Source organism: Mycetocola sp. Y171, from assembly GCF_056713165.1.
On record NZ_JBWYGX010000003.1, the window covers coordinates 66353 to 92024 of the forward strand.

Consider the following 25672-nt stretch of genomic DNA (forward strand, 5'->3'; position numbering starts at 1 on the left):
GGACGCATTCAAATGACTGTAAATTGCGGCGTGATCGGCGTGTTAGCGTAGACCCGGTTCCTGTCTGAGTATTCCGGGAACCGACAACCGTATGGGCCGTGGGGGGACGACAACGTGTTGAAGTGGTTGAAGACGCGAAAGGTCACTGCCTCCGTCGTCGCGCTCTCCCTTCTCGTCGCTGTTCCTGTCACCGTCGCGGTGCTCCACGAGGGGTTCCCGGTCACCGACGTCGACCTCAGCGCGCGGGACGTCTGGGTCACGAACGGCACCGAGCTGCAGGCCGGCCGGCTGAACCGCCAGATCGAGGAGCTCAACGCGGCCGTCTCCACCGTCTCCAACGACATCGACGTGCTGCAGAACGGCGAGAACGTGCTCCTGCACGACCGGTCCGCTTCGAGTGTCGAACGCATCGACTCCGCCTTCACCACCCTCGTTCAGCGCGCAGAACTCCCGCCGAATGCCACGCTCTCGCTCGGAGACGCGATGCTGTCGATCCTCGAGCCTGACACGGGCGAACTGTGGGTGACGAGCACGGCAGGGGAACTGCGTTTCTCGACGATCGACACCGACCCGATCGCCAAGCTCGGCGCGAACGCCCAGAGCGTCGTCTCGAGCAAGGGAACGGTCTTCGCGGTGTCGCCGAAGAAGAAGAAGCTCTACGCCTACCCGCTCGCCGGTGGAGAACCCACCGTGACGGCTCTCCCTGCGCTCAAGGACTACCAGCTCACCGCCGCGGGGGAGCAGGCCGTCATCCTCGACCTCTCGAAGAACCGCATCGTGACGGATGCCTCGACATCCATCGATCTCCCCGGCAAGGCGCTCAAGCTCCAGCAAGTCAGTGCGACAGGGGGAGAGGTCATCGTCGCCACAGGCTCGTCGCTCCTCCGCGTCAGGCTCAACGACAGCACCCCGCAGACGATCAAGGCGAACATCACGAACGCGATCACCAAGCCGGGCGAGGTGAGTTCGCCGGTGAACCTCAACGGCTGCGCCCACGGTGCGTGGTCAGGGGCGAGCGTCTACGTCGCCGCCTGTGGTGACGCCCCGGTGTCCCGACAGGCCATCGAACCACTCGCCGAGGGCGCGAAGCTCGAATTCCGGGTGAACCGCAACGTCATCGCGCTCAACAACCTGCAGACCGGGGATGTCTGGCTGGTCGACGCCAACATGCGCCTGGTCAAGAACTGGGAAGAAGTCACACCCCCGCAGGAGGATGACGGCGAAGAGGGCGACGAGAAGGCCTCCACCCAGTCGTTCGAGGACACCCTCGCCGACCGCACCGAACAGAACCGGCCGCCGATCGCCAGGGACGACGTCCTCGGTGCGCGGCCGGGGAAGAGCACCATTCTGCCCGTGCTCGACAACGACACGGACCCCGACGGCGACGTGCTCACCATCGGCAGGAACCTGCAGGGTCTCGTGCCGGAATCTGGCACCGTCGAGTTCATCGACGGTGGCCGGGCGCTCCAGTTTACGCCGAACGCGGATCAGGCAGCCGGGACGATCTCGTTCCGATATTCCGTCTCCGACGGGCGCACCGGCGGCGTCTCCGAGGCCAACGTCAGCGTGACGATCATGCCGACGGAGGCCAACTCGGCACCCGTCGAGCAGCGCAAGGGCGCTGTCTCGGTCGAAGCAGGCCAGAGCATCACGTACAACCCGCTGATCGACTGGCGTGACCCTGACGGCGACGACGTGTTCCTCCAGTCGGCAGTGTCGGACAACGGCGACCTGGTGCGCTTCTCTCACGAGGGCTTCGTCACCGTCACGCACACCTCCGGCCAGATCGGGCCCCGTGACATCGTCTACGTCGTCTCCGACGGCAACGAGACGGCGTCAGGAACCTTCACAGTCGACGTCAAGGCGACCGGCACTCTCAACCCGATCGGCACCCCCGACCACGTCGAGACGTTCGTCGGTGAGCCCGTCGAAGCCTTCCCGATCGCCAACGACCTTTCGACGAACGGCGGGCAGCTGGCCCTCCTCGGAGCCGAGGCCCTGCAGGGCGGGATGTCGATCACGCTCAAGCCGGACACCAACTCGATGCAGATCGTCTCGGGCAAGACCGGGGTCTACTACATCCAGTACACGGTTGGCGCAGGCGCCGCGACGAGCATCGGAATGATGCGGGTCGACGTCAAGGATGTCCCGGAGAAGGTCCAGCCGCCGATCGCCGTCCACGACACCGGCTACCTCCGTCCGAACGAGCCCACCGTGCTCAACGTGCTGACCAACGATGTTTCCCCGAGCGGCAAGGTCCTCGCCCTCCGGTCCCTCGACATCCCAGATGAGGCGCGCGTCCTGTCGATCGAGGTGCTCAACTCTTCGGTCGTGCGAGTGACGTCGAGCGCCGCGGTGACCGAACAGCTGCAGTTCAGCTACACCGTCTCTGACGGCGTCAACGAGGCAGTCAGCACCATCGCGATCGTCCCCGTGCCTCCGCTGACCAAGCACCAGGCTCCGATCGCGGCCAACGACGTCGTCACCGTCCGAGCCGGCGACATCGCGAGCGTGCCCGTTCTCGACAACGACATCCACCCGGACAACGCCGTCATGACGCTCGCTCCCGACCTCGCCGAGCCGGTGCAGGCCGGTCTCGCCTTCGTCGCCGGTGACAGGGTCAGGTACCAGGCCCCGCGCGAACCCGGTGTCTACACGGTCACATACGCGGTCACAGACGACTTCAAGCAGAAGGCCGTCGCGACGGTCACCTTCAACGTCGTCGCCGCCGACAAGAACGTCAATGAGGAACCGGCGCCGAAGACACTTACCGCCAGGGTCTTCGCCGACTCCTCGGTGACCGTGAACGTTCCCCTCGACGGCCTCGACCCGAACGGCGACTCCGTCGTCTTCGACGGGTTGGCGACAGCGCCGGCGTACGGAAGCGTCACCGACTCCACCAGCACGTCGTTCACCTACACCGCTGCGCCCGGCTCGGCAGGCACCGACGTGTTCAGTTACAAGGTCAAGGATGTCTACGGCGCGACGGCACTCGGAGTGGTGCGAATCGGTGTCATCGAACGGCCCGAGCAGGACTCACCGCCGATCGCCGTGGACGACACGATCGAGGTCCAACCGGGCCGCGTCGCCACCGTGCCAGTGCTCGGCAACGACTCGGACCCCAACGGCTACACGATCGAAGTGAGCAAAAAGCTCAAGGACGTGCCTGAGGGCATCACGGCGACCGTCAAGAACAAGCGTGCGGTAGAGATCGAAGCGCCGGATGAGGAGACGAGCTTCGTCGTCCGCTACGAGATCACGAACGGCCAGGGCGGCTTCGACACCGCGTTCGTCCAGGTGCGGGTGACCAAGGATGCCACGATCGCGCCACCAACCCTGATCGACCACATCGTCGAGCCCGAGGACGTACTGGCGAAGAAGACCGTCGACATCGACGTGACGAAGGGTGCGAACAACTCCGGCGGGCGGGTCGAAGACCTCGAGATCTCGATCGAAGGGCCCAACAAGGACAGCGCCGAACTGCTCGCCGACGGGAAGGTCCGCGTCACTCTGGGCGACGCCAGGACGGCGGTTGCGTACCGGCTGACGAACACCACGGACGATCTCAGCGCGGCCGCCTTCATCGTCGTGCCGCCGTACTCTGACGGCCTCCCGCCGCGGATCAAGCTCAACCTGCCGACCCAGTACGTCGACATGAACGAGACGAAGTCGTGGAAGCTGTCCGACATCGCCGAGTCGCCCACCGGCAAGGACATCCGCATCACCGGCGAAAACACTGTCAGCGCCATCAAGAGTGACGGCACCCCGAACTACGTCGACGACGACACGCTCACCTTCACGCCCGCTCTTGACTACCGCGGCCCGGCGAGCATCACCTTCGAAGCGACAGACGGGTCGAGCACCGGGGTTGCTGTGCTCGTGCTCCCGATCACCGTCGGCGATCCGGAGATGAAGGACGTTCCCCCGACCTTCACGCCGCCCGAACTCACCATCGAAGCCGGGGAGCCCGCGCAGACGCTCGACCTGCGCATGGCGAGCGACCACCCGAACCCCGAGGTCCTGGCTGCACTCAGCTACAGCGGTCTCTCAGCAGCGACCGGGGGAATCGTCGCAGGGCTGTCTGGCTCGACCCTCTCGGTTTCGGCCCCCTTCGGCGTCCAGCCCGGAACGGCGACGACGCTGAACTTCACGATCACCTACAAGAAGTTCACCATCCCGGGCACCGTGCATGTGCGGGTCGTGTCGTCCTCCCAGCCGCTCCCGTCGACCGTGGACGACCTCGAGCCGAACGGGCGGTCGAGCCAGACCGAGACGATCAACGTGCTCGCCAACGACTTCAACCCGTTCCCGGACAAGCCGTTGAAGATCATCGACGCGACGGTGAACTCCGGCAACGCCACCGTGTCGATCAGCGGGCCGAACCTCATCATCACCCCTGGGCCGGACAAGAGCCAGCAGGTCAGCGTGATCTACAAGGTGCAGGATGCCACCCAGGATCCCAACCGCCAGGCGCAGGGACGCGCAGACGTCATCGTCACCAGCGCCCCCGACCAGCCGCAGACCCCGACGCTCGTGGCGGAGGCTGACCGGATCAGGGTCACGATCAATCCGTCACCATCGAGCAACGGCGCTGAGATTACCGAGTACACAGTGACGCGCACTGGTGGGGGTGCGAACGTCGTTCAGAAGGGCCAGGCCGGAAACGTGCTCGCGTTCACTGGTACGAACGGCACCGAGTACACGTTCAACGTCTACGCAACGAACAAGGTGGGCGACAGCGAACGTTCGCCGTCCGCATCCGCCATCTCATACGGCAAGCCGAGCGCCCCGACCAATGTGAAACTGTCGCGCGACGGGCGATGGGCGAAAACGACGATGACGCTGACTTGGGACAAACCTGGCGACACCGGCGGCAGCATCACCAGCTACAACTGGGAAGTCGGGAACGGCGGCGGAAACGGCACTGTCAACGGAGCCAACAACACCTCCGCGAAGACCAACAGCGTCGGCGCGGGAACTTACAGCAACGGCCGAGTACAGGCCTGCGGCAACGGTGGCTGTGGCCCGTGGGGCGAGGTGTCGAACAGTGTGATCGTAGAGAACGAGCCACCACCGCCACCACCGAACCCGCGGATCACCGACGTGTACGGCACCGATGGTCCGAAGACGCGGAACGATCCCTACGGAAACCCCGTCTCGAACACGTACGTCGTGGGATTCTCCTGGGCGGAATACCCCGGCGGGTCGTACAACATCACGCCGCAGTATTGCAGCGGTGGTTCGTGGCATGACGTCTCGCGGACCTACAGTGTGCCGATGAGTGGCAACAATTCCCACACGACAACCGCATTCGTGCAGGTCAACCTGGCCTCGTGCGGAATCCGTGTCCTCGTGAACGGAACCCCCAGCGACGGATACAGCTTCCCGTGATCCGACCTCCTCAGCCCCAACGAAAGAGAACGAAAACGTGTCAGTAACGCAAGAGCAGTCGGCGTGGTTCGCCGGGGCATTCGAGTCCCTCGTGGCCAACGTGAGCCTGGCGATCCTCGGCAAGGAAGAGACGATCAAGCTCGTGCTCGCCTCCATGCTGTCCGAGGGGCACGTGCTCCTGGAGGACTTCCCCGGGACGGGCAAGACAGTGCTCGCCAAGGCGCTGGCAAACACTCTCGAGGGCACGAACTCGCGCATCCAGTTCACCCCTGACCTGCTGCCGTCCGACGTCACCGGTGTCACCATCTACAACCAGTCGACGAACAAGTTCGAGTTCCACAAGGGCCCGATCTTCGCCTCCGTCGTCCTGGCCGATGAGATCAACCGGGCGTCCCCGAAGACGCAGTCAGCGCTCCTCGAGGTGATGGAAGAAGGTGTCGTCACCGTCGATGGCGAGAGCTACCCGGTCGGCAAGCCGTTCATGGTGATCGCGACTCAGAACCCGGTCGAACAGGCTGGGACGTACAAGCTCCCGGAAGCCCAGCTCGACCGCTTCCTGATCAAGACGTCGCTCGGCTACCCCGACCGCGCGACCGCCGTCGACCTCCTGCTCGACTCCGCGAACCGTTCCCGGGCGTCACAGATCAGCCCCATCATCGGCGGCCCATCGCTCATCGCCATGTCGCAGCTGGCATCCGCCGTTCACGTCGACCGTTCGGTGATGGAGTACATCACCGACATCGTGCACGCGACCAGGTCGCACAAGGACGTCGCTCTCGGCGTGAGCATGCGCGGTGGCCTCGCCCTCGCTCGCATGATCAAGACCTGGGCACTCGCCCACGGCCGCGCCTACGCGACGCCTGACGACGTCAACCGGCTCGCCGTCCCCGTGCTGGCCCACCGTCTCATCGTCGACGCCGAGAGCGAGTTCGCCGGCGTCAAAGCCGAGGACGTCATCGCCGGCATCCTCGTGGAGCTTCCCGTTCCCGCGTACCGCGCCGCCTGAATCCCCGGAAACCACCCATGACGACAAGCCTTGAAGCGCCCGTGCTCCCTGAGCCGGTCGTCGACGAGCCACGCCAGGAGCCCGGCAGAGCCGTGCCACCGGCCGCGAAGCCGGCACGGCGCCTGAGGCTCGACCTGGGGCCGCTGCGGCGGGCCGGCCGGGCGATCGCCACGCCGGCCTCGGCCGTCTGGCGCATCGTCTCGTCGTGGGTCGGATGGGCCTGGGCCGGGGTGCGTCCATACCTCAGCATCATCAGCGGGCTCGGCGCACTTGTCCTCGGCAGTGCCGTCGTTGCGCTGATCGTCGGAGTGATCCTCGGCTGGGCCGAACTGACCGTCGTCGCCCTGACCCTGTTCGCTGCCCTGGCCGTCGCCGCCCTGTTCCTCATCGGGCGCGCGAGCTACGCCGTCGACATCGCCCTCAACCCGCGTCGGGTGACCGTGGGGGAGCGCGCCATCGGCCGAGTCCTCGTCACCAACACGGGGAAGAAGACCGCGGCGGCGACAACGCTCGAGGTGCCGGTCGGCGAAGGCCTGGCCGAGTTCGCCATCGGCTCGCTCCAGCCTGGAGCCGACACCGAGGAACTCTTCGCCGTGCCCACCAACCGGCGTGCCGTCATCCTCGCAGGGCCTGCCGTCTCGGTCCGGGGTGACCAGCTCGGACTGTTCCGGCGTGCCGTGCGCTGGACAGACACCATCGAATTGTTCGTCCACCCGGTGACCACACGGCTGCACCCCACCGCTGCGGGACTCGTGCGCGACCTCGAGGGTCAGATCACGAAGAAGATCACCAACAACGACATCTCGTTCCATGCGCTCCGTGCCTATGTGACCGGCGACGACGTCCGCTACGTCCACTGGAGGACCTCCGCCCGCACCGGTCAACTGATGATCCGCCAGTTCGAGGAGTCCAGGCGCAGTCAGCTGACCATCATTCACACGAGCGACGAGCGCTATTACGCCAGCGATGACGAGTTCGAGCTCGCGGTGTCGGTGTCGGCATCCATCGGCGCCCAGGTGATCCGCGACGGAACCCAGATCAGCGTCGTGACCGAGGGACGGATCCTCAAGACCCACTCGGTGACCTCACTGCTCGACGACAGCTGCCGGATCGAGAAGATCACCGATTCGACCGCATCGGCCCGCGACTTCGCCAGGGAGGCCACCAAGCGGCTTCCGCCGCCCAGTGTCGTCGTCATCGTCGCGGGCTCAGGCATGGATGCACAGGATTACCGGGCCATTCAACGGCTCTTCGGCGGCGAGACGAATGTGATCGCCCTGAAGATCGCTCACGGGTCGAGGCCGCGTGTCCAGGAGATGGCCGGGCTGTCCATCGTGACCATCGGCGCCATCGGCGACCTGCCCCGAGTGATGGCGAGGGCCGTATGACCGACCCGACAGCAGCGGACAACGCAGCACAGGCGCCGAAGACTCCCCGGCTTCGGAAGAACCCGAAAGCACCGAAGGCCCCAAAGGCACCGAAAGCACCGAAACCGCCCAGGGCGGAGCGAGCCGAGATCCCACCAACGCCCAAGCTGCCCCGCGGAACCGTCTCACCGGCGGCCTGGCGCGACCTCGCCGTCGTCTCGACGTTGTCCGCGCTCGGTATCTGGGGATTCTCGCCGGCGTTCGGCGGAAGCGGATACCTGCTCGCAGGCCTGGGCGGACTCGCCGTCGGCACCGCAGCAGGGTACCTCTCGCACCTGTTCCGGCTGAACGCGTTCTTCACAGGACTCGGCGCTATCGCCCTCTACTTCGTGTTCGGCAGCGGATTCGCGATGCCGGCGGATGCGCTGTTCGCGGTCGTTCCGAGCCTCACCACCCTGCGCGGTCTGGCGCTCGGCTCGGTGTTCGGCTGGACCGACATCGTGACCCTCGGCGCGCCCGCAGGAGCACCTGACTACATCACCGTGCTGCCGTACGTCGCCGCCTGGCTGGTCGGACTGGTCAGCGCAGTGCTCGCCCTCCGCTGGCTCCCGCGTCACGACCGCTCGGCGGCGCGGCTCTCCACACTGCTTATCGGACCGGTAGCCCTGTACGCCTTCGGCGTCCTCATCGGTACCTCCACACCGTTCCTCGCCAGCCTCCGCGGAATCGCCTTCGCGGTTCTCGCCCTCCTCTGGCTCGGCTGGAGGCGAGGGTCCGCGCAGAACGCGAGTCTCCAGGAACGTCGCGGGCTGAACCGTACCAAGCTTCTCGGCAGCGCGATCGTCGCCGTGTCCGCCATCCTCGTGGCCGCACTCGCAGGCTCGATCCTCATCCCCGCACCCGAGTCCCGCTTTGTCCTGCGCGAAGAGGTCGTGCCGCCGTTCGACCCGCAGGACTACCCGAGTCCGCTCAGCGGGTTCCGCAAGTACACGAAGGACCTCGGCGAGACCGAACTGTTCACCGCCACGGGACTGACAGCGTCCGACCGGATCCGGCTCGCCGTGATGGACAGCTACGACGGACGCCTGTGGGATGTCTCCGGTCCCGAAGACCAGACCGACGGTTCGGGCTCGTTCCGTCTCGTCGGCTCCGAACTTCCGGCGCCTCCACTGATCGAGTCCTCGGCGGGGCGCACCGTGAGCATCACCGTGGGCGGCTACTCAGGCGTCTGGCTTCCCGTCGTCGGCTACCCGGAGACGCTCTCCCTCCCTACGGCACCTGTCGACAAGACTCAGGACCTCCGCTACAACGCCGCAACGGCGACGACAGTGCTCACCTCAGGCGTCGAAGACGGATACAGCTACAGCTTCACCTCAGACGTGCAGGACGAGTTCAGTGAGGAAGCACTCAAGAACGTCCCGGTCGCCGCTGTGGAACTGCCTATCGTCGAGCGCGTGCCGGATGTCGTCGCCGCGAAGGCCGCCGAGTACGTCGGCACCGCAACGACCCCGATCGAGAAGCTGCGTGCGATGGAACAGGCCGTTAAATTCAACGGCTTCCTCAGTCACGGCCTCGCATCCGACAGCGTCCCGTCCCGGGCAGGGCATGGCGCTGACCGGATCGAGGAACTCTTCACCAGGAACCAGATGATCGGCGACGAGGAACAGTTCGCTGCGGCGTTCGCCCTCATGGCGAGGTCTCTCGGTTACCCGGCCCGTGTGGTCATGGGGTTCGCGCCGAAGGACATCAAGGACGGTGAGACCATCACCGTGACCGGTGACGACGTCACCGCCTGGGTCGAGGTACCGTTCCAGGGAGTCGGCTGGGTCAGCTTCTCGCCGACGCCCGACGAGAAGGAGATCCCGCAGGACCAGAACCCGAAGCCGAAGACCGAACCGCAGCCCCAGGTCCGGCAGCCTCCGCGCGCGGAGAAGCAGGACGACGACCTGCTCACCGAGGTCGACATCAACGACAGCGAAGACGACGACAAGGACGACGGAGCATTCGTCCTTCCGATGTGGGCCTGGATCCTCGCTGCGATCGTCGGCATCCCGCTTCTGCTGTACTTCGTACCCCTCCTCATCGTGGCCGCCATCAAGCGCAGGCGGATGCGACGCCGGCTCGAGGCGGAGACCTCGGACGCGCGCGCGGCCGGCGCATGGGACGAACTTCTCGACCGGTATGCGGAGTTCGGGTTCGTCGTTCCCGACGTCGGCACGAGGCGGATGTTCGCCGAAGACCTCGAAGGTCAGCTCGACGCCACCGCACCGGCAACTCCGTCGGGCGATGCGGATGCCACGGGCGAACGGGCAGGAGGCGTCGCCACCCTGACCCTGCTCGCGCGCGACACGGACGAGGCGGTGTTCGCCGGACGGGACGTGCCTGACGACCGGATCGAGGAGCTCTGGCGCACGACGGCCGAATCGAGTGAGAGCGCCGGCGCGGCGGTAGGCTGGTGGCGTCGACAGGTCAGCCGATTCCGCGTCAATTCAGGACGCTCGGTGATGGAACGCCTCACAGCGCCGAGGCGCGGACCCGGTCGACGACCCGGCGGAGGGACGAAATGAGCGACACCGAATGGAACGGCCACCCGATCCCGCCGCGTCCGCCGCTCCCTGTACCTGCCCCGCAGGCCCCACCTGAGCTCCCGCCTGCACCACCTGTCCCACCTGCGGAGACGGCATCCGCCCCTGCCGCCGGCGAGGCAGCATCGACCGCCGTGCGCCGGATCGGCATGCCCCCTGGCATGGAACCGTCTCTCGACACGGTCCCGTCGTCCGACCACGCCGCCCCCGTCCCGGTTGCGAGGCCGGAGTTCGGTGTTGCGCCGACGCCGTTCGCGCCCGCTGCAGCAGCCGCGACCGGGGCGCCGGTGACAGCGCCAGCGCCTGTCGCTCCTCTCAACAATCCCCGACTCGTCCTCCCCGACGGCACCGTCCTTCCCCTGGCCGGGGGGCTCATCGTCGGGCGGGATCCCCAGGAGCAGGAAGGTTACGGCGTCCGGGCGCGTGCCACGCTTCACGACGTCGAACGCAGCGTGTCCAAGACCCACGCAATCCTCGGCATCTCGGACGGGCGCGTCTGGGTCATCGACCTCAACTCGACGAACGGTACCGTGCTCATCGCCGCAGACGGCACAGAAACCCTGTGCACTCCCGAGGTCGCCACACCGCTTCCAGCGAAGACCGACGTGCGTTTCGGCGAATACCGGGTGCGCGTCGCCTTCGATTGATCTCGTGTCCAGAGACAACGGGGAGCTGCCTCCGCCGATCCGGCCGGCATCGTTTCCGTACACGCTCGTGGTCTTCGCGGTCGTCGCGTACTTCGCCCTCGTGGTCTGCGCCTTCGGATTCGTCAGCCTGCTCACCGACACCGACGTCGTGAGCCAGTCGGATGCCGGTCCGCTCGTCGGACCTGCGGCAACTGGCGCCGCCGTGCTCACCGTTCTGCTGTTCCTCCTCGGCGTGGCCAGGCGCTACGAACTCGACCTTCGTGCCGCCATCGCAGCCTTCTCAGGGGATCCGGTGAGGATCCCTCTCGGCCGCTCGATCCTGATCGGCTTCGTCGCCTATGCGGTCTACGTTCTCGTCGGCGCAGCGCTCTACGCGATCACGACAGGAGAGCCGTTCAGTTTCGTCCTCTTCGCCGCCGACTCGGCTCTTCGCGGTTACGCCGTGTCCGCCGGGGTTCTCGCTTCGGTGGTGTCCGCGGTCTACATGCTCGTCCTCGCGACGGGTGGCGAACATCCGGCGCGTCCGTTATGGCCGTGGGAGCGCTAGGGCGAGTACCCTCGGAGTCATGGACCGGTCGCTCGACACGCGAGTGAGTCAGGCAGTCGATGCGTGGCTGCGCTGGCTGCCGCGCTGGCAACCGTCCACGCACCGCGGAAGGACCCGCCTGTGCCGCCGTTGCTTCGGGTCGCCGATCATGGCGGCAGTCGGCCTCGACCACGACGTGCCCCACGCCGTGCAGCATGGTCTCTCTACCAGGGTGAAGGCCATCGTCGACGACATCGTCGACGACTACACGCAGCGCAATCTTCCCCTGCTGCAGAGGGAACTCCGCGAGGCGGAGCTCCGGCGGTCGAGCAAGTACCGGCCCGACAGGGGGCTCGACCCGGAGTACGACGGCCTTCCCGTCGACCCCGAGCCGGTGCCGGGGGAACCGTACCTGTTCACCCTTGCAGGCCTCGCCGGTGATGAACCATGGGAAGAAGACACGCCTGACCCCCTCAGCGATGAGGAGAAGGCCGCGCTCCGTACCGAGATCCGCCTCGCGGACGAATGCGCGATCCATGCAGGCAAGCTCGTCTGCATCTCCATCGAGGCGCACCGCGAACGCATTCAGGCTGCCGTCGCCCTGTACGTCGAACCGCAGGTCGAGGCGCTTCTCGCCGACCTCACCCTCGAACTGGACTCACCACCGTCCTGGTGACGACGCGGCCGAGCCGATGGGCAGTTCTGCCCCTGTGGCAGCAGGCGCCCGATCGCTATGCTGGCGCTGACGGCCGCACGACACTCAACGGGGGATGCAATGACGAACGACGACGCTACTCAAGGGCCCCCGGCCGCAGGTCCGTGGCGCGGGCAGCAGCCGTCCCCGCAGAACCCGTACAATCAGGCGCAGCCGCCGGCCGCCCAGCAGGGCGAGCAGCAGCCGGGACCGGACCCATACGGCCAGGCGCCGCAGAACCCGTACAGTCAGAACCCATACGGTCAGGCTCCACAGGAGCCGAACCCATACGGTCAGGCTCCACAGGAGCCGAACCCGTACGGGCAGCAGGCGCCGAACCCGTACAGCCAGGCCCAGCCGACGAACGCGTACGCGCAGCCGGCGGGCGCCACAGCGCCCACGGAGACCTACCCCGCCTGGGGTGCCCAGCCGCCGGTGGAGCCGCCGAAGAAGAAGCGTAAGGCGTGGCCGTGGATCGCGGCATCCGTCGTTCTCCTCCTCCTCATCGTCGGTGGCGTCGTCGGCCTCAACCTGGGCAACGCAGCCCATGCGCCTGAGCTCCAGGTCCAGGCATACCTCGACGCGCTGAAGAAGGGTGACGCCGAGGCAGCGCTCACGCTCTCTGGCACCAAGGTCGAGAAGACGGACCTGCTGCTCACCGATGAGGCGTACGAGAACGCCGAGGACAAGATCACGCGATACACGATCGCCGACTCGAGCGTCGAGGGCGACACAGCGACCGTCACGGCGAGCATCACACAGGGCGGCGAGAAATACGACCAGGAGTTCTCGTTGACGAAGGCAGGCAAGGATGCGGTGATCTTCGACAAGTGGGCGCTCGAGGCGCCCACCATCGGTGTGATGTCCGTCGGTGTGGTCGCTCCGGAGGATGCGGTCGTCGAAGTAAGCGGAATCGACGCGTCGTCCGCTCGCAGCGAAGGCGCCGTCGAGTTGCGCGCGCTGCCAGGCACGTATGCAGTCGCACTCGGTGGTGACGCCGTGTTCTACGACGCGGAGCCCACCTCGGCGTCCGTCGTCGGATTCGGTGGCGAAGCCGCAGAGGCCGAGCCGCTCGTGATCGCGCTGACCGATGAAGGCACCCAGGCTGCGACGGATGCAGTCGAAGCCTGGCTCGACGACTGCACCGCCTCGACGGATCTCACGCCGTCCGGTTGCCCGTTCTCTGCCACGAACTCCCAGAACTATGAGATCTCCAATCTCGTCTGGACAGTCACCAAGCCCACGTTCACCATCGGGGAGTTCTCGGACGGCACCTGGGCCATCGTCACCGAGACGCCTGGATCGGCCAAGGCGACAGCAGACGCCAGGGACCCATCCACTGGCGGGACCGGCCAGATCTTCACGGATCCGTTCTCGTTCGACATCGGAGGCGTCATCGAAGGATTCACGGATGACGGTGCAGCGTACGTTCCTGCCGAGTGAACCGGCGGTCATTTGACCGCCATACCGCGACAGGCTATTATTCTTGAGGTGTGTGCTTTGTCGCGCTAGCTGATCGTGCCCGAAACGGTGCGACGCGAAGCTGGACGAATGACACACCACAGGGGCGGATTGCACATGCGCCACCCCCCACGGCATACCCACCACCTCAAAGCAAAGCTCTTCTGCGATGCCGGTGGGTCCAAATGAACTCGCCTCGCGCGAATGCTAGCAAACACATTGCAGCTGTCACCGTGCAGCAAAAACAAGGAGAAGTAGTGCCAACTATTCAGCAGTTGGTCCGCAAGGGTCGCACGCCGAAGGTCACAAAGACCAAGGCCCCCGCCCTGAAGGCCAACCCACAGCAGCGTGGCGTATGCACCCGTGTGTACACCACCACCCCGAAGAAGCCGAACTCGGCGATGCGCAAGGTCGCTCGTGTGAAGCTCTCCAACGGCACCGAGGTCACCGCCTACATCCCCGGTGAAGGCCACAACCTTCAGGAGCACTCGATGGTCCTCGTCCGTGGTGGACGTGTGAAGGACCTCCCCGGTGTTCGCTACAAGATCATCCGCGGCGCGCTCGACACGCAGGCCGTCAAGAACCGCAAGCAGGCTCGCAGCCGCTACGGCGCAAAGATGGAGAAGAAGTAATGCCTCGTAAGGGACCAGCACCAAAGCGCCCCGTCGTCGCAGACCCCGTCTACGGCGCACCGATCGTCAGCCAGCTCGTCAACAAGATCCTCGTTGACGGCAAGAAGGGGCTCGCCGAGCGCATCGTCTACAACGCACTCGAAGGCGTGTCCTCCAAGAACGGCCAGGACGCCGTCGTCACCCTCAAGAAGGCGCTCGACAACGTGCGCCCCACCCTTGAGGTCCGGTCACGCCGCGTCGGTGGCTCGACCTACCAGGTGCCCGTCGAGGTCAAGCCTCACCGTGCGAACACCCTCGCGCTTCGCTGGCTCACCAGCTACGCCAAGGGCCGCAGGGAGAAGACCATGACCGAGCGTCTCACCAACGAGATCCTCGACGCATCGAACGGCCTCGGCGCCGCGGTCAAGCGCCGCGAAGACACGCACAAGATGGCCGAGTCGAACAAGGCCTTCGCTCACTACCGCTGGTAGTCGCGCGCGGATGCCTCGGCGATTCCGATCGCTGAGGCATCCGTTCCGCCTGTTCGACCTATCCACATTCAACTTCCTGGAGGAACCCAGTGGCACTTGACGTGCTCACCGACCTGAACAAGGTCCGCAACATTGGCATCATGGCCCACATCGATGCCGGTAAGACAACCACCACCGAGCGCATCCTGTTCTACACCGGTGTCAACCACAAGATCGGTGAGACCCACGACGGTGCCTCCACGATGGACTGGATGGAGCAGGAGCAGGAACGCGGCATCACGATCACGTCTGCCGCCACCACCTGTTTCTGGGGCGACAACCAGATCAACATCATCGACACCCCCGGTCACGTCGACTTCACCGTCGAGGTGGAGCGTTCGCTCCGCGTCCTCGACGGCGCAGTCGCAGTGTTCGACGGCAAGGAGGGCGTTGAGCCCCAGTCCGAGACCGTCTGGCGCCAGGCCGACAAGTACGACGTCCCGCGCATCTGCTTCGTCAACAAGATGGACAAGCTCGGCGCCGACTTCTACTTCACCGTCGACACGATCATCAAGCGCCTCGGCGCCAAGCCTCTCGTCATCCAGCTGCCCATCGGCGCTGAGAGCGAGTTCGAGGGCGTCGTCGACCTCGTCGAGATGCGTGCGCTGACCTGGCGCGGCGACTCGAAGGGTGACGTCGAGATGGGCGCCAAGTACGCCATCGAAGAGATCCCCGCCGACCTCGTCGAGAAGGCTGCCGAGTACCGCAAGCTTCTCCTCGAGACCGTCGCCGAGACCGACGACGCGCTGCTCGAGAAGTACTTCGGTGGCGAAGAGCTGACCGTCGCCGAGATCAAGGCTGCGATCCGCAAGCTCACCGTCAACAGCGAGATCTACCCGGTCCTCTGTGGCTCTGCGTTCAAGAACCGCGGCGTTCAGCCGATGCTCGATGCCGTCATCGACTACCTGCCGAACCCGCTCGACGTGCCGGCCACCGAGGCTCGCGACCCCCGCGACGAAGAGAAGATCATCCTGCGCCACCCTGACGCGTCCGAGCCGTTCGCTGCTCTCGCGTTCAAGGTCGCGGTTCACCCGTTCTTCGGCCGCCTGACCTACATTCGCGTGTACTCGGGTCGTCTGGACTCCGGCGCCCAGGTCATCAACTCGACCAAGGGCAAGAAGGAGCGCATCGGGAAGATCTTCCAGATGCACGCCAACAAGGAGAACCCGGTCGATTTCGTGACCGCAGGTCACATCTACGCCGTCATCGGCCTCAAGGACACCACCACCGGTGACACCCTGAGCGACCCGAGCGACCAGGTCGTCCTCGAGTCGATGACCTTCCCTGAGCCCGTCATCTCGGTCGCTATCGAGCCGAAGACGAAGCAGGACCAGGAGAAGCTCGGAACAGCGATCCAGAAGCTGGCCGAAGAGGACCCGACGTTCCGCGTCGAGCAGAACCAGGAGACCGGCCAGACCGTCATCCACGGTATGGGCGAGCTCCACCTCGACATCCTCGTCGACCGCATGAAGCGTGAGTTCAAGGTTGAGGCGAACGTGGGCAAGCCCCAGGTCGCCTACCGCGAGACGATTCGCCGGGCCGTCCCGAAGCACGACTACACCCACAAGAAGCAGACGGGTGGATCGGGACAGTTCGCAAAGATCCAGTTCGGCCTCGAGCCGCTGGAGATCACCGCCGACAAGACCTACGAGTTCGACAACAAGGTCACCGGTGGGCGTATCCCTCGTGAATACATTCCCTCCATCGATGCCGGATTCCAGGATGCACTGCAGGTCGGAATCCTCGCCGGATACCCGCTCGTCGGTGTGAAGGCGATCCTGCTCGACGGAGCCGCCCACGATGTTGACTCGTCTGAAATGGCGTTCAAGATCGCCGGATCGATGGGCTTCAAAGAGGCCGCGCGCAAGGCTGACCCGGTTCTTCTTGAGCCGCTCATGGCCGTCGAAGTGCGTACCCCTGAGGAGTACATGGGCGACGTCATCGGTGACATCAACTCCCGCCGCGGCCAGATCCAGTCAATGGAGGACGCGTCCGGTGTCAAGGTGATTGCCGCGAAGGTCCCGCTGTCGGAGATGTTCGGTTACATCGGCGACCTGAGGTCGAAGACCTCTGGCCGCGCCGTGTACTCGATGACATTCGAGAGCTACGCGGAGGTTCCGAAGGCTGTCGCCGAGGAAATCATCCAGAAGAGCAAGGGCGAGTAATCGCCCTGCGTCTGGGGAGTGCGCGAGAGAGCTCTTGTGCATTCCCCAGCCGCAACCTAGTAACATAAATACACAAATCCCCGTAGCAAACCGGTTGCAAACCAGTGCCCGGCTTCGCTACATCAGTCCTGAGGAGGACCATAGTGGCTAAGGCCAAGTTCGAGCGGACCAAGCCGCACGTAAACATCGGTACGATCGGTCACGTCGACCACGGCAAGACCACCCTTACCGCCGCCATCTCCAAGGTGCTTGCTGACAAGTACCCTTCGGCAACGAACGTTCAGCGCGACTTCGCGTCGATCGACTCGGCTCCCGAAGAGCGCCAGCGCGGTATCACGATCAACATCTCGCACGTCGAGTACGAGACGCCTGCGCGTCACTACGCTCACGTCGATGCACCCGGCCACGCCGACTACATCAAGAACATGATCACCGGTGCTGCTCAGATGGACGGCGCGATCCTCGTGGTTGCCGCTACCGACGGTCCGATGGCCCAGACTCGTGAGCACGTTCTGCTCGCAAAGCAGGTCGGCGTTCCCTACCTGCTCGTCGCACTGAACAAGTCCGACATGGTCGATGACGAAGAGATCCTTGAGCTCGTCGAGCTCGAGGTTCGCGAGCTCCTCTCGAGCCAGGGCTTCCCCGGCGACGACGCTCCTGTCGTCCGCGTCTCGGGCCTCAAGGCTCTTGAAGGCGACGAGAAGTGGGTCGCTTCGATCCTCGAGCTCATGGAAGCTGTCGACAACAGCGTTCCTGACCCGATCCGCGACAAGGACAAGCCGTTCCTCATGCCGATCGAGGACGTCTTCACGATCACCGGTCGTGGAACCGTCGTCACCGGCCGTGCAGAGCGCGGAACCCTCGCCCTGAACTCCGAGGTCGAAATCGTCGGCATCCGCCCGACGCAGAAGACCATCGTCACGGGTATCGAGATGTTCCACAAGCAGCTCGACGAGGCATGGGCCGGCGAGAACTGTGGTCTCCTGCTCCGCGGCACCAAGCGTGAGGACGTCGAGCGCGGCCAGGTCGTCGTCAAGCCGGGTTCTGTCACCCCTCACACCAACTTCGAGGGCACGGCATACATCCTGTCCAAGGACGAGGGTGGGCGTCACAACCCGTTCTACGCGAACTACCGCCCGCAGTTCTACTTCCGCACCACGGACGTCACCGGCGTCATCACGCTGCCTGAGGGCACCGAGATGGTCATGCCTGGCGACACCACCGAAATGACCGTTGAGCTGATCCAGCCCATCGCCATGGAAGAGGGCCTCGGCTACGCGATCCGTGAGGGTGGCCGCACCGTCGGTGCCGGTACCGTCACCAAGGTTCTCAAGTAGTCTGAACCGATAGATCGAGAAAAGGGTCCGGCCGAAAGGCCGGGCCCTTTTTCGTGTCATCGGACGGCACCCGAACTGGGGGACAGGGAGTCCGCCAAAACAGATGTGATAAATCCTCAGGTCTGGCAGTCTGGTTGTCAGCCGTGAAAATACCTCATCGGTCACGACCACCGGCGGCCCCACCCCCTCAGGGGCCGCCGGCTGGCCGTTCTCCTGCCGGAGAAACGGGCCATCGGGGCTGTCGGGGCGACGACGCGCCGAGCGCGACACGCCCGGGTTGCACAATGCCGCTCCATCTGTCAGACTCATCTAGTTCAACATTTCTTGTGCGTGCCTCCGTGCCGCGCTGGGATCACTGCCAGGCAGTGCATAGGTCACGTTCGAAACCGAGCAAGCAAACCTAGGCCGCGGGCAGCAGAACATCGACTTGGTCGACAATCCCCAACAACTGGCGTGAGCCGCAAACGCAGGGTATCTCTGCGCGTGCTGCAGGGCCGGCGGGGGATGGAAGACAAAGACTTGACAGTAAAACAGTGGTGCGACAGCAAGTAGTGCCCAGCGTTGTCCTCAACGCTAAGAAGCGCGTCCAATGCGAAGAGATTCGTAAGACGCAAGACAGAGAGTGAGTCAAACATGGCGGGACAGAAGATCCGCATTCGACTTAAGTCATATGACCACGAGGTCATTGACACCTCGGCGCGCAAGATCGTCGATACGGTAACCCGCGCGGGTGCCACGGTTGTCGGCCCGGTGCCGCTTCCGACGGAGAAGAACGTGGTGTGTGTCATCCGTTCTCCCCACAAGTACAAGGACAGCCGGGAGCACTTCGAGATGCGCACCCACAAGCGTCTGATCGACATCATTGACCCGACGCCCAAGGCCGTCGACTCGCTCATGCGACTCGACCTGCCGGCGGACGTCAACATCGAGATCAAGCTCTAAGGGAACGCATGTCTACGCAGAACAAGACCAGCAAAGGTCTGCTCGGCACGAAGCTGGGCATGACCCAGGTCTGGGACGAGAACAACAAGCTCGTACCCGTGACCGTCATCGAAATCACCCCGAACGTCGTGACGCAGATTCGCACGCCCGAGGTCGACGGCTACAACGCGGTTCAGATCGCTTACGGCCAGATCGACCCCCGCAAGGTGAACAAGCCGGACGCAGGACACTTCGACAAGGCAGGCGTCACGCCTCGCCGTCACGTCACCGAGGTCCGCACCGCTGACGCCGGCGAATACACCCCGGGCCAGGAGCTCACCGTTGATGGCACGTTCGAGGCCGGCCAGAAGGTCGACGTCGTCGGAACCAGCAAGGGTAAGGGTTTCGCCGGTGTGATGAAGCGCCACAACTTCAAGGGTGTCTCCGCATCTCACGGTGCGCACCGCAACCACCGCAAGCCCGGTTCCATCGGTGCTTCGTCGACCCCGAGCCGTGTCTTCAAGGGCATGCGCATGGCCGGTCGTATGGGTGGAGAGCGCGTCACCGTGCTCAACCTGCACGTCCACTCGGTTGACGCCGAAAAGGGCCTGCTGCTCGTCAAGGGCGCCGTTCCCGGCGCTCGTGGCCGCATCGTTTTCGTCCGTAACGCAGTGAAGGGAGCGTAGTTAGATGCCTAACGCAACTAGCACCGCAACGCTCGACGTTCTCGACACGAAGGGCAAGAAGTCCGGCTCCGTCGAGCTTCCCGCCGAGTTGTTCGACGTCCAGACCAACGTCCCGCTGATTCACCAGGTCGTTGTTGCCCAGCTCGCTGCAGCACGTCAGGGAACCCACAAGACCAAGCGTCGTGGTGAAGTTTCCGGTGCAGGCCGCAAGCCGTTCAAGCAGAAGGGAACCGGTCGCGCCCGTCAGGGATCGATCCGTGCACCCCAGATGACCGGTGGTGGCATCGTCCACGGACCGCAGCCGCGTGACTACTCGCAGCGCACCCCCAAGAAGATGATTGCCGCCGCCCTCCGCGGTGCACTCTCCGACCGGGCCCGCGGCGAGCGGATCCACGTCGTCGAGACCCTCGTGATCGCTGAAGAGCGCATCACGAAGGCCGCTGTCGACTACCTGGCGACGATTGCCACGTCTCCCCACGTCCTGGTCGTTCTCGAACGCGCCGACGTCGAGAGCTACAAGGCTGTTCGCAACATCCCAACCGTTCACGTCATCAACCATGACCAGCTGAACGCCTACGACGTGCTCGTGTCAGACGACATCGTCTTCACCAAGGCTGCTTTCGACGCTTTCGTCGCAGGTCCGGCCAAGGGCAAGTCGGTCAAGGCTGTTGCTTCGTCTGCTGACGTCACTGAGGAGGCCTAGCCATGACCAACATCAACAAGGACCCGCGCGACATCATCATCTCGCCGGTTGTTTCAGAGAAGAGCTACGGCTTGATCGACGAGGGTAAGTACACCTTCGTCGTCGACCCGCGCGCCAACAAGACCGAGATCAAGCTCGCCATCGAGAAGATCTTCAAGGTCGAGGTTGCTTCGGTCAACACCCTGAACCGCACCGGCAAGACTCGTCGTACCAAGTTCGGCATCGGCAAGCGCAAGGACACCAAGCGCGCCATCGTGACGCTCAAATCCGGTTCCATCGACATCTTCACGGCTGTCGGCTAGGAGCGTAAGGAAAAACTATGGCTATTCGTAAGTACAAGCCCACGACCCCAGGTCGCCGTGGATCGAGCGTTTCCGATTTCGCAGAAATCACGCGTTCGACCCCCGAGAAGTCGCTTCTGCGTCCCCTCTCGAAGACCGGTGGTCGCAACAACCAGGGCCGCATCACGACCCGTCACATCGGTGGTGGCCACAAGCGCCAGTACCGCGTTATCGACTTCCGTCGTAACGACAAGGACGGCGTCAACGCCCGTGTCGCTCACATCGAGTACGACCCCAACCGCACGGCGCGCATCGCACTGCTGCACTTCGTCGACGGCACCAAGCGCTACATCCTCGCTCCCAACAAGCTCGCACAGGGCGATGTTGTCGAGTCGGGTGCCGGCGCTGACATCAAGCCGGGCAACAACCTGCCGCTGAAGAACATCCCGACCGGTACCGTCATCCACGCAATCGAATTGCGTCCGGGTGGAGGCGCCAAGATGGCACGTTCGGCCGGCGCATCGGTTCGTCTCGTCGCCAAGGACGGCATCTACGCGCAGCTCCGTCTGCCGTCAGGTGAAATCCGCAACGTCGACGCACGCTGCCGCGCAACCATCGGCGAGGTCGGCAACGCCGAGCAGTCGAACATCAACTGGGGAAAGGCCGGCCGCAAGCGCTGGAAGGGCGTTCGCCCGACCGTCCGCGGTGTCGCCATGAACCCGGTCGACCACCCACACGGTGGTGGTGAGGGTAAGACCTCGGGTGGACGTCACCCGGTCAGCCCGTGGGGCCAGAAAGAAGGCCGCACCCGCCACCCGAACAAGGAAAGCGACAAGCTCATCGTTCGTCGCCGTACCGCCACCAAGAAGCGTAAGTAGGAGTTGTAGAAGATGCCACGCAGTCTTAAGAAGGGCCCCTTCGTTGATGACCACCTGCTCCGCAAGGTGGTTCGCCAGAACGAGGCCAACAGCAAAAACGTGATCAAGACCTGGTCGCGCCGTTCGATGATCGTTCCCTCCATGCTTGGGCACACCATCGCGGTGCACGACGGTCGCAAGCACATCCCGGTGTTCGTCACCGAGACGATGGTCGGGCACAAGCTCGGCGAGTTTGCACCCACCCGCACCTTCCGTGGACACGTGAAGGATGACAAGAAGGGTCGTCGCCGCTAACGCGGTGGCGAAAAGGAGGAGAGAAATGGTGGAGTCAGTCGCACGAGTGCGTCACATCCGCGTCACCCCCATGAAGGCCCGCCGCGTCGTCAACATGATCCGCGGAAAGCAGGCCGCTGAGGCCCTGGCCATTCTGAAGTTCGCACCGCAGGGTGCGTCAGAACCCGTCTACAAGCTGGTCGCCTCTGCCATCGCGAACGCTCGCGTCAAGGCAGACAAAGACAACCAGTTCCTGGACGAGCAGGACCTGTACATCGCCAAGGCATTCGTTGACGAGGGCACGACCCTCAAGCGTTTCCAGCCGCGTGCCCAGGGCCGCGCATTCCAGATTCTGAAGCGCACCAGCCACATCACTGTTGTGCTCGCCACTCCTGAGGAGGGTACGAAGTAATGGGTCAGAAAGTAAATCCATACGGCTTCCGTCTCGGCATCACCACCGACCACGTGTCGCGTTGGTTCGCCGACAGCACCAAGCCTGGTCAGCGTTACAGCGACTATGTCGCTGAGGACGTCAAGATCCGTCGACTGCTGGGCACGTCGCTTGACCGCGCCGGTGTCTCCCGCATCGAGATCGAGCGCACCCGTGACCGCGTTCGCGTCGACATCCACACCGCCCGTCCGGGCATCGTGATCGGTCGCCGCGGCGCCGAGGCCGAGCGCATCCGCACCGACCTCGAGAAGCTCACCGGAAAGCAGATCCAGCTGAACATCCTCGAGGTCAAGAACCCCGAGGCTGACGCCCAGCTGGTCGCGCAGGGTATCGCCGAGCAGCTCTCCGCACGTGTGGCATTCCGCCGCGCGATGCGTAAGGGCCTGCAGGGCGCCCAGCGCACGTCGACCGTCAAGGGTGTCCGCATCCAGGTCTCTGGCCGCCTCGGCGGCGCCGAGATGAGCCGTTCAGAGTTCTACCGCGAAGGTCGCGTGCCGCTGCACACCCTCCGCGCGAACATCGACTACGGCTTCTACGAGGCAAAGACCACCTTCGGCCGCATCGGCGTGAAGGTCTGGATCTACAAGGGCGACATCACCAACAAGGAACTCGCTCGCGAGCAGGCCAACGCAAAGTCGAGCCGCCCAGAGCGCAGTGACCGTCCGCGCCGCGCACCGCGCGCCGAGGCTCCGGTCGCAGAAGGGGCAACGGCTTAATCATGCTTATTCCACGTCGTGTCAAGCACCGCAAGCAGCACCGTCCCCACCGCACTGGCCAGGCCACCGGTGGAACCGTTGTGAGCTTCGGTGAGTACGGCATCCAGGCCCTCACACCCGCTTACGTGACCAACCGTCAGATCGAGTCCGCTCGTATCGCCATGACGCGTCACATCAAGCGTGGTGGAAAGGTGTGGATCAACATCTACCCCGACCGTCCGCTCACCAAGAAGCCGGCCGAAACCCGCATGGGTTCCGGTAAGGGTTCGCCCGAGTGGTGGGTCGCGAACGTCAAGCCCGGCCGCGTGCTCTTCGAGGTCGCCGGTGTCTCCGAGACACTGGCCCGCGAGGCACTCACCCGTGCAATCCACAAGCTGCCTCTCAAGGCACGCATCATCAAGCGCGAGGAGGGCGACGCATAATGGCGATCGGTTCCAAGGAGCTCACCCCCGTTGAGCTCGACACATTTGAAGACGAACGTCTTGTCGACGAGCTGCGCAAGGCCAAGGAAGAGCTGTTCAACCTGCGCTTCCAGGCCGCTACAGGCCAGCTCGAAACCCACGGCCGCCTGCGTGCCGTGAAGCGCGACATCTCTCGCATCTACACGATCATTCGTGAGCGCGAGCTCGGCATCCGGGCAACGCCCGTCGCCGTAGAGGTGCCCGCCAAGGCTGCGAAGAAGACCAAGAAGAAGGATGCCGCTGACGCAGCATCCGACACCGAGACTGAGGAGGCCAAGTAATGGCTAAGACTGACGCTAAGGGCGCAGCACCCGAGGTCGCCGCAGTAGAGGCCGAGGCCGTTGTTCGTGGCTACCGCAAGACCGCACGTGGCTACGTCATCAGCGACCGCATGGACAAGACCATCGTCGTTGAGGTCGAAGACCGAGTGAAGCACCCGCTTTACGGCAAGGTCATCCGCCGCACTTCCAAGAGGAAGGTGCACGACGAGCTCAACGCCGCCGGCATCGGCGACCTCGTTCTGATCAGCGAGACCCGTCCGCTCAGCGCCACGAAGCGCTGGCGCCTGGTCGAGATCCTCGAGAAGGCCAAGTAAGCCTCGCGGCTTGCTTGTCAGAAGGAGTTAGAAAATGCTTCAGCAGGAATCCCGAGTAAAGGTCGCCGACAACACCGGCGCCAAGGAGCTTCTCACCATCCGCGTTCTCGGTGGATCAGGCCGTCGTTACGCCAGCCTCGGCGACACGATCGTCGCAACCGTCAAGGACGCGATCCCGGGCGGAAACGTCAAGAAGGGTGACGTCGTCAAGGCGGTCATCGTTCGCACCAAGAAGGAAGTCCGTCGTCCGGATGGCTCCTACATCAAGTTCGATGAGAACGCAGCAGTGATCCTGAAGGCTGACGGAGACCCTCGCGGTACCCGTATCTTCGGACCGGTCGGTCGCGAGCTTCGCGACAAGAAGTTCATGAAGATCGTCTCGCTGGCACCGGAGGTTATTTAGTCATGGCGAAGATCAAAAAGGGCGACCTCGTCCAGGTCATCTCAGGACCCACCCAGGCTCGCGGCGGTTCACGCGGCAAGCAGGGTCGTGTCATCGAGGTGCTCGTGGAGAAGAACCGCGTCATCGTCGAGGGTGTCAACTACGTCACCAAGCACGTCCGCCAGGGCCAGAGCCAGCGTGGAACGAAGACCGGTGGGATCGAAACCCACGAGGCTCCGATCCACATCTCGAACGTGGCGATCGTCGACCCCGAGACCAAGAAGCCGACTCGCGTCGGTCACCGCAACGAGCAGGTAGTGAAGAACGGCGTCAGCAAGACGGTCCGCGTTCGCTACGCCAAGAAGTCAGGTAAGGACCTTTGATGACTGACACGGCTGTGGCGGCTGGCAAAATCCAGCCCCGCCTCAAGGAGAAGTACAAGGCAGAGATCCAGGAGCAGCTGCTCAAGGACCTCGGCCTCACCAACGTGCACCAGATCCCGACGCTCACCAAGATCGTCGTGAACATGGGTGTCGGCGAGGCAGCCCGCGATGGCAAGATCATCGATGGCGCCGTCGCCGACCTGGTGAAGATCACCGGTCAGAAGCCGCAGGTCACCAAGGCCCGCAAGTCGATCGCTCAGTTCAAGCTGCGCGAGGGACAGCCCATCGGCGCCCACGTCACACTTCGTGGCGACCGCATGTGGGAGTTCCTCGACCGCCTGCTGAGCCTCGCGCTTCCTCGTATCCGCGACTTCCGCGGTCTGAGCCCGAAGCAGTTCGACGGCACTGGCAACTACACCTTCGGTCTGACCGAGCAGTCGATGTTCCACGAAATCGACCAGGACAAGATCGACCGCGTACGCGGAATGGACATCACGGTCGTCACGACCGCGAAGACTGACGACCAGGGTCGCGCGCTGCTGAAGGCGCTCGGATTCCCGTTCCAGTCAACAGACTCAGCAAAGTAACGGTATATTAGGTCGGTTGCTTGCAGCCGGCTTAC

Annotated in this window: 26 protein-coding genes; all 26 read left to right on the top strand. The window is 64.4% G+C overall.

Annotated features, from left to right (window positions below; genetic code table 11):
- The first annotated feature begins 114 nt into the window (after nucleotides 1-114).
- Nucleotides 115-5391 (top strand): Ig-like domain-containing protein, encoded by a 5277-nt coding sequence (locus tag AC1M2K_RS16345; RefSeq protein ID WP_480241800.1) that lies wholly within the window; start codon nucleotides 115-117, stop codon nucleotides 5389-5391.
- Between the two features lie 37 nt (nucleotides 5392-5428).
- Nucleotides 5429-6397 carry an AAA family ATPase gene (locus AC1M2K_RS16350; protein ID WP_480241801.1) on the top strand — a complete coding sequence of 323 codons (969 nt, stop codon included), beginning with the start codon at nucleotides 5429-5431 and terminating at the stop codon, nucleotides 6395-6397.
- A gap of 17 nt (nucleotides 6398-6414) precedes the next feature.
- Nucleotides 6415-7785: a DUF58 domain-containing protein gene (locus tag AC1M2K_RS16355; RefSeq protein WP_480241802.1), complete on the top strand. Its 1371-nt coding sequence runs from the start codon at nucleotides 6415-6417 to the stop codon at nucleotides 7783-7785.
- Nucleotides 7782-10331 carry a transglutaminase TgpA family protein gene (locus AC1M2K_RS16360; protein ID WP_480241803.1) on the top strand — a complete coding sequence of 850 codons (2550 nt, stop codon included), beginning with the start codon at nucleotides 7782-7784 and terminating at the stop codon, nucleotides 10329-10331. Before AC1M2K_RS16355 ends, AC1M2K_RS16360 begins: the two co-directional genes overlap by 4 nt.
- Nucleotides 10328-10996, top strand: coding sequence for an FHA domain-containing protein (locus AC1M2K_RS16365; protein ID WP_480241804.1), 669 nt, complete (start codon nucleotides 10328-10330; stop codon nucleotides 10994-10996). Before AC1M2K_RS16360 ends, AC1M2K_RS16365 begins: the two co-directional genes overlap by 4 nt.
- Nucleotides 10997-11000: 4 nt before the next feature.
- Nucleotides 11001-11543: a DUF6121 family protein gene (locus AC1M2K_RS16370; protein ID WP_480241805.1), complete on the top strand. Its 543-nt coding sequence runs from the start codon at nucleotides 11001-11003 to the stop codon at nucleotides 11541-11543.
- Between the two features lie 19 nt (nucleotides 11544-11562).
- On the top strand, nucleotides 11563-12198 hold the full coding sequence (locus AC1M2K_RS16375) for a spermidine/putrescine ABC transporter substrate-binding protein (protein WP_480239227.1): 636 nt from the start codon (nucleotides 11563-11565) through the stop codon (nucleotides 12196-12198).
- A 99-nt stretch (nucleotides 12199-12297) separates the two neighbouring features.
- Complete coding sequence (locus tag AC1M2K_RS16380) at nucleotides 12298-13659, top strand: hypothetical protein (protein WP_480241806.1); 1362 nt, start codon at nucleotides 12298-12300, stop codon at nucleotides 13657-13659.
- A gap of 275 nt (nucleotides 13660-13934) precedes the next feature.
- Entirely contained in the window at nucleotides 13935-14309 is a 375-nt protein-coding gene (rpsL, locus tag AC1M2K_RS16385; RefSeq protein WP_108391783.1) for a 30S ribosomal protein S12, read from the top strand.
- Entirely contained in the window at nucleotides 14309-14779 is a 471-nt protein-coding gene (gene rpsG, locus AC1M2K_RS16390; RefSeq protein WP_480239229.1) for a 30S ribosomal protein S7, read from the top strand. Before rpsL ends, rpsG begins: the two co-directional genes overlap by 1 nt.
- A gap of 89 nt (nucleotides 14780-14868) precedes the next feature.
- Nucleotides 14869-16983: an elongation factor G gene (gene fusA / locus AC1M2K_RS16395; protein ID WP_480239230.1), complete on the top strand. Its 2115-nt coding sequence runs from the start codon at nucleotides 14869-14871 to the stop codon at nucleotides 16981-16983.
- 143 nt (nucleotides 16984-17126) lie between these two features.
- Nucleotides 17127-18320: an elongation factor Tu gene (tuf, locus tag AC1M2K_RS16400; protein ID WP_480239231.1), complete on the top strand. Its 1194-nt coding sequence runs from the start codon at nucleotides 17127-17129 to the stop codon at nucleotides 18318-18320.
- Nucleotides 18321-18953: 633 nt separating this feature from the next.
- Nucleotides 18954-19262, top strand: coding sequence for a 30S ribosomal protein S10 (gene rpsJ / locus AC1M2K_RS16405; protein WP_005050520.1), 309 nt, complete (start codon nucleotides 18954-18956; stop codon nucleotides 19260-19262).
- Between the two features lie 8 nt (nucleotides 19263-19270).
- Nucleotides 19271-19927: a 50S ribosomal protein L3 gene (gene rplC, locus AC1M2K_RS16410; protein ID WP_480239232.1), complete on the top strand. Its 657-nt coding sequence runs from the start codon at nucleotides 19271-19273 to the stop codon at nucleotides 19925-19927.
- Nucleotides 19928-19931: 4 nt separating this feature from the next.
- Nucleotides 19932-20630, top strand: coding sequence for a 50S ribosomal protein L4 (gene rplD / locus AC1M2K_RS16415; protein ID WP_480239233.1), 699 nt, complete (start codon nucleotides 19932-19934; stop codon nucleotides 20628-20630).
- 2 nt (nucleotides 20631-20632) lie between these two features.
- Nucleotides 20633-20932 carry a 50S ribosomal protein L23 gene (rplW, locus tag AC1M2K_RS16420; RefSeq protein WP_480239234.1) on the top strand — a complete coding sequence of 100 codons (300 nt, stop codon included), beginning with the start codon at nucleotides 20633-20635 and terminating at the stop codon, nucleotides 20930-20932.
- A 17-nt stretch (nucleotides 20933-20949) separates the two neighbouring features.
- Entirely contained in the window at nucleotides 20950-21789 is an 840-nt protein-coding gene (gene rplB / locus AC1M2K_RS16425; RefSeq protein ID WP_480239235.1) for a 50S ribosomal protein L2, read from the top strand.
- Nucleotides 21790-21801: 12 nt separating this feature from the next.
- Entirely contained in the window at nucleotides 21802-22083 is a 282-nt protein-coding gene (rpsS, locus tag AC1M2K_RS16430; RefSeq protein WP_480239236.1) for a 30S ribosomal protein S19, read from the top strand.
- Between the two features lie 25 nt (nucleotides 22084-22108).
- Nucleotides 22109-22474, top strand: a complete 366-nt coding sequence (gene rplV, locus AC1M2K_RS16435) for a 50S ribosomal protein L22 (protein WP_480239237.1) — start codon at nucleotides 22109-22111, stop codon at nucleotides 22472-22474.
- Nucleotides 22474-23229 carry a 30S ribosomal protein S3 gene (gene rpsC, locus AC1M2K_RS16440; protein WP_480239238.1) on the top strand — a complete coding sequence of 252 codons (756 nt, stop codon included), beginning with the start codon at nucleotides 22474-22476 and terminating at the stop codon, nucleotides 23227-23229. The genes rplV and rpsC overlap by 1 nt, the downstream gene beginning before the upstream one ends.
- Nucleotides 23230-23231: 2 nt before the next feature.
- Entirely contained in the window at nucleotides 23232-23651 is a 420-nt protein-coding gene (gene rplP, locus AC1M2K_RS16445) for a 50S ribosomal protein L16 (protein ID WP_090712289.1), read from the top strand.
- On the top strand, nucleotides 23651-23971 hold the full coding sequence (rpmC, locus tag AC1M2K_RS16450) for a 50S ribosomal protein L29 (RefSeq protein WP_480239239.1): 321 nt from the start codon (nucleotides 23651-23653) through the stop codon (nucleotides 23969-23971). Before rplP ends, rpmC begins: the two co-directional genes overlap by 1 nt.
- Nucleotides 23971-24285, top strand: a complete 315-nt coding sequence (rpsQ, locus tag AC1M2K_RS16455; RefSeq protein ID WP_480239240.1) for a 30S ribosomal protein S17 — start codon at nucleotides 23971-23973, stop codon at nucleotides 24283-24285. The genes rpmC and rpsQ overlap by 1 nt, the downstream gene beginning before the upstream one ends.
- A gap of 34 nt (nucleotides 24286-24319) precedes the next feature.
- Nucleotides 24320-24688, top strand: coding sequence for a 50S ribosomal protein L14 (rplN, locus tag AC1M2K_RS16460; RefSeq protein ID WP_480239241.1), 369 nt, complete (start codon nucleotides 24320-24322; stop codon nucleotides 24686-24688).
- 2 nt (nucleotides 24689-24690) lie between these two features.
- Nucleotides 24691-25050, top strand: a complete 360-nt coding sequence (gene rplX / locus AC1M2K_RS16465) for a 50S ribosomal protein L24 (RefSeq protein ID WP_480239242.1) — start codon at nucleotides 24691-24693, stop codon at nucleotides 25048-25050.
- Complete coding sequence (gene rplE / locus AC1M2K_RS16470; protein WP_480239243.1) at nucleotides 25050-25637, top strand: 50S ribosomal protein L5; 588 nt, start codon at nucleotides 25050-25052, stop codon at nucleotides 25635-25637. Before rplX ends, rplE begins: the two co-directional genes overlap by 1 nt.
- The last annotated feature ends 35 nt before the right edge of the window (nucleotides 25638-25672 follow it).

Coding starts and splice junctions, on each gene's coding strand:
- rpsQ (WP_480239240.1), top strand. CDS start 23,971: ATGGCTAAGACTGACGCTAAGGGCGCAGCACCCGAGGTCGCCGCAGTA.
- rplC (WP_480239232.1), top strand. CDS start 19,271: ATGTCTACGCAGAACAAGACCAGCAAAGGTCTGCTCGGCACGAAGCTG.
- rplN (WP_480239241.1), top strand. CDS start 24,320: ATGCTTCAGCAGGAATCCCGAGTAAAGGTCGCCGACAACACCGGCGCC.
- AC1M2K_RS16365 (WP_480241804.1), top strand. CDS start 10,328: ATGAGCGACACCGAATGGAACGGCCACCCGATCCCGCCGCGTCCGCCG.
- AC1M2K_RS16380 (WP_480241806.1), top strand. CDS start 12,298: ATGACGAACGACGACGCTACTCAAGGGCCCCCGGCCGCAGGTCCGTGG.
- rpmC (WP_480239239.1), top strand. CDS start 23,651: ATGGCGATCGGTTCCAAGGAGCTCACCCCCGTTGAGCTCGACACATTT.
- rplV (WP_480239237.1), top strand. CDS start 22,109: ATGGTGGAGTCAGTCGCACGAGTGCGTCACATCCGCGTCACCCCCATG.
- rplE (WP_480239243.1), top strand. CDS start 25,050: ATGACTGACACGGCTGTGGCGGCTGGCAAAATCCAGCCCCGCCTCAAG.
- AC1M2K_RS16360 (WP_480241803.1), top strand. CDS start 7,782: ATGACCGACCCGACAGCAGCGGACAACGCAGCACAGGCGCCGAAGACT.
- rplX (WP_480239242.1), top strand. CDS start 24,691: ATGGCGAAGATCAAAAAGGGCGACCTCGTCCAGGTCATCTCAGGACCC.
- rpsS (WP_480239236.1), top strand. CDS start 21,802: ATGCCACGCAGTCTTAAGAAGGGCCCCTTCGTTGATGACCACCTGCTC.
- rplW (WP_480239234.1), top strand. CDS start 20,633: ATGACCAACATCAACAAGGACCCGCGCGACATCATCATCTCGCCGGTT.
- rpsG (WP_480239229.1), top strand. CDS start 14,309: ATGCCTCGTAAGGGACCAGCACCAAAGCGCCCCGTCGTCGCAGACCCC.
- rplB (WP_480239235.1), top strand. CDS start 20,950: ATGGCTATTCGTAAGTACAAGCCCACGACCCCAGGTCGCCGTGGATCG.
- AC1M2K_RS16355 (WP_480241802.1), top strand. CDS start 6,415: ATGACGACAAGCCTTGAAGCGCCCGTGCTCCCTGAGCCGGTCGTCGAC.
- rpsC (WP_480239238.1), top strand. CDS start 22,474: ATGGGTCAGAAAGTAAATCCATACGGCTTCCGTCTCGGCATCACCACC.
- rplD (WP_480239233.1), top strand. CDS start 19,932: ATGCCTAACGCAACTAGCACCGCAACGCTCGACGTTCTCGACACGAAG.
- rpsJ (WP_005050520.1), top strand. CDS start 18,954: ATGGCGGGACAGAAGATCCGCATTCGACTTAAGTCATATGACCACGAG.
- AC1M2K_RS16375 (WP_480239227.1), top strand. CDS start 11,563: ATGGACCGGTCGCTCGACACGCGAGTGAGTCAGGCAGTCGATGCGTGG.
- rplP (WP_090712289.1), top strand. CDS start 23,232: ATGCTTATTCCACGTCGTGTCAAGCACCGCAAGCAGCACCGTCCCCAC.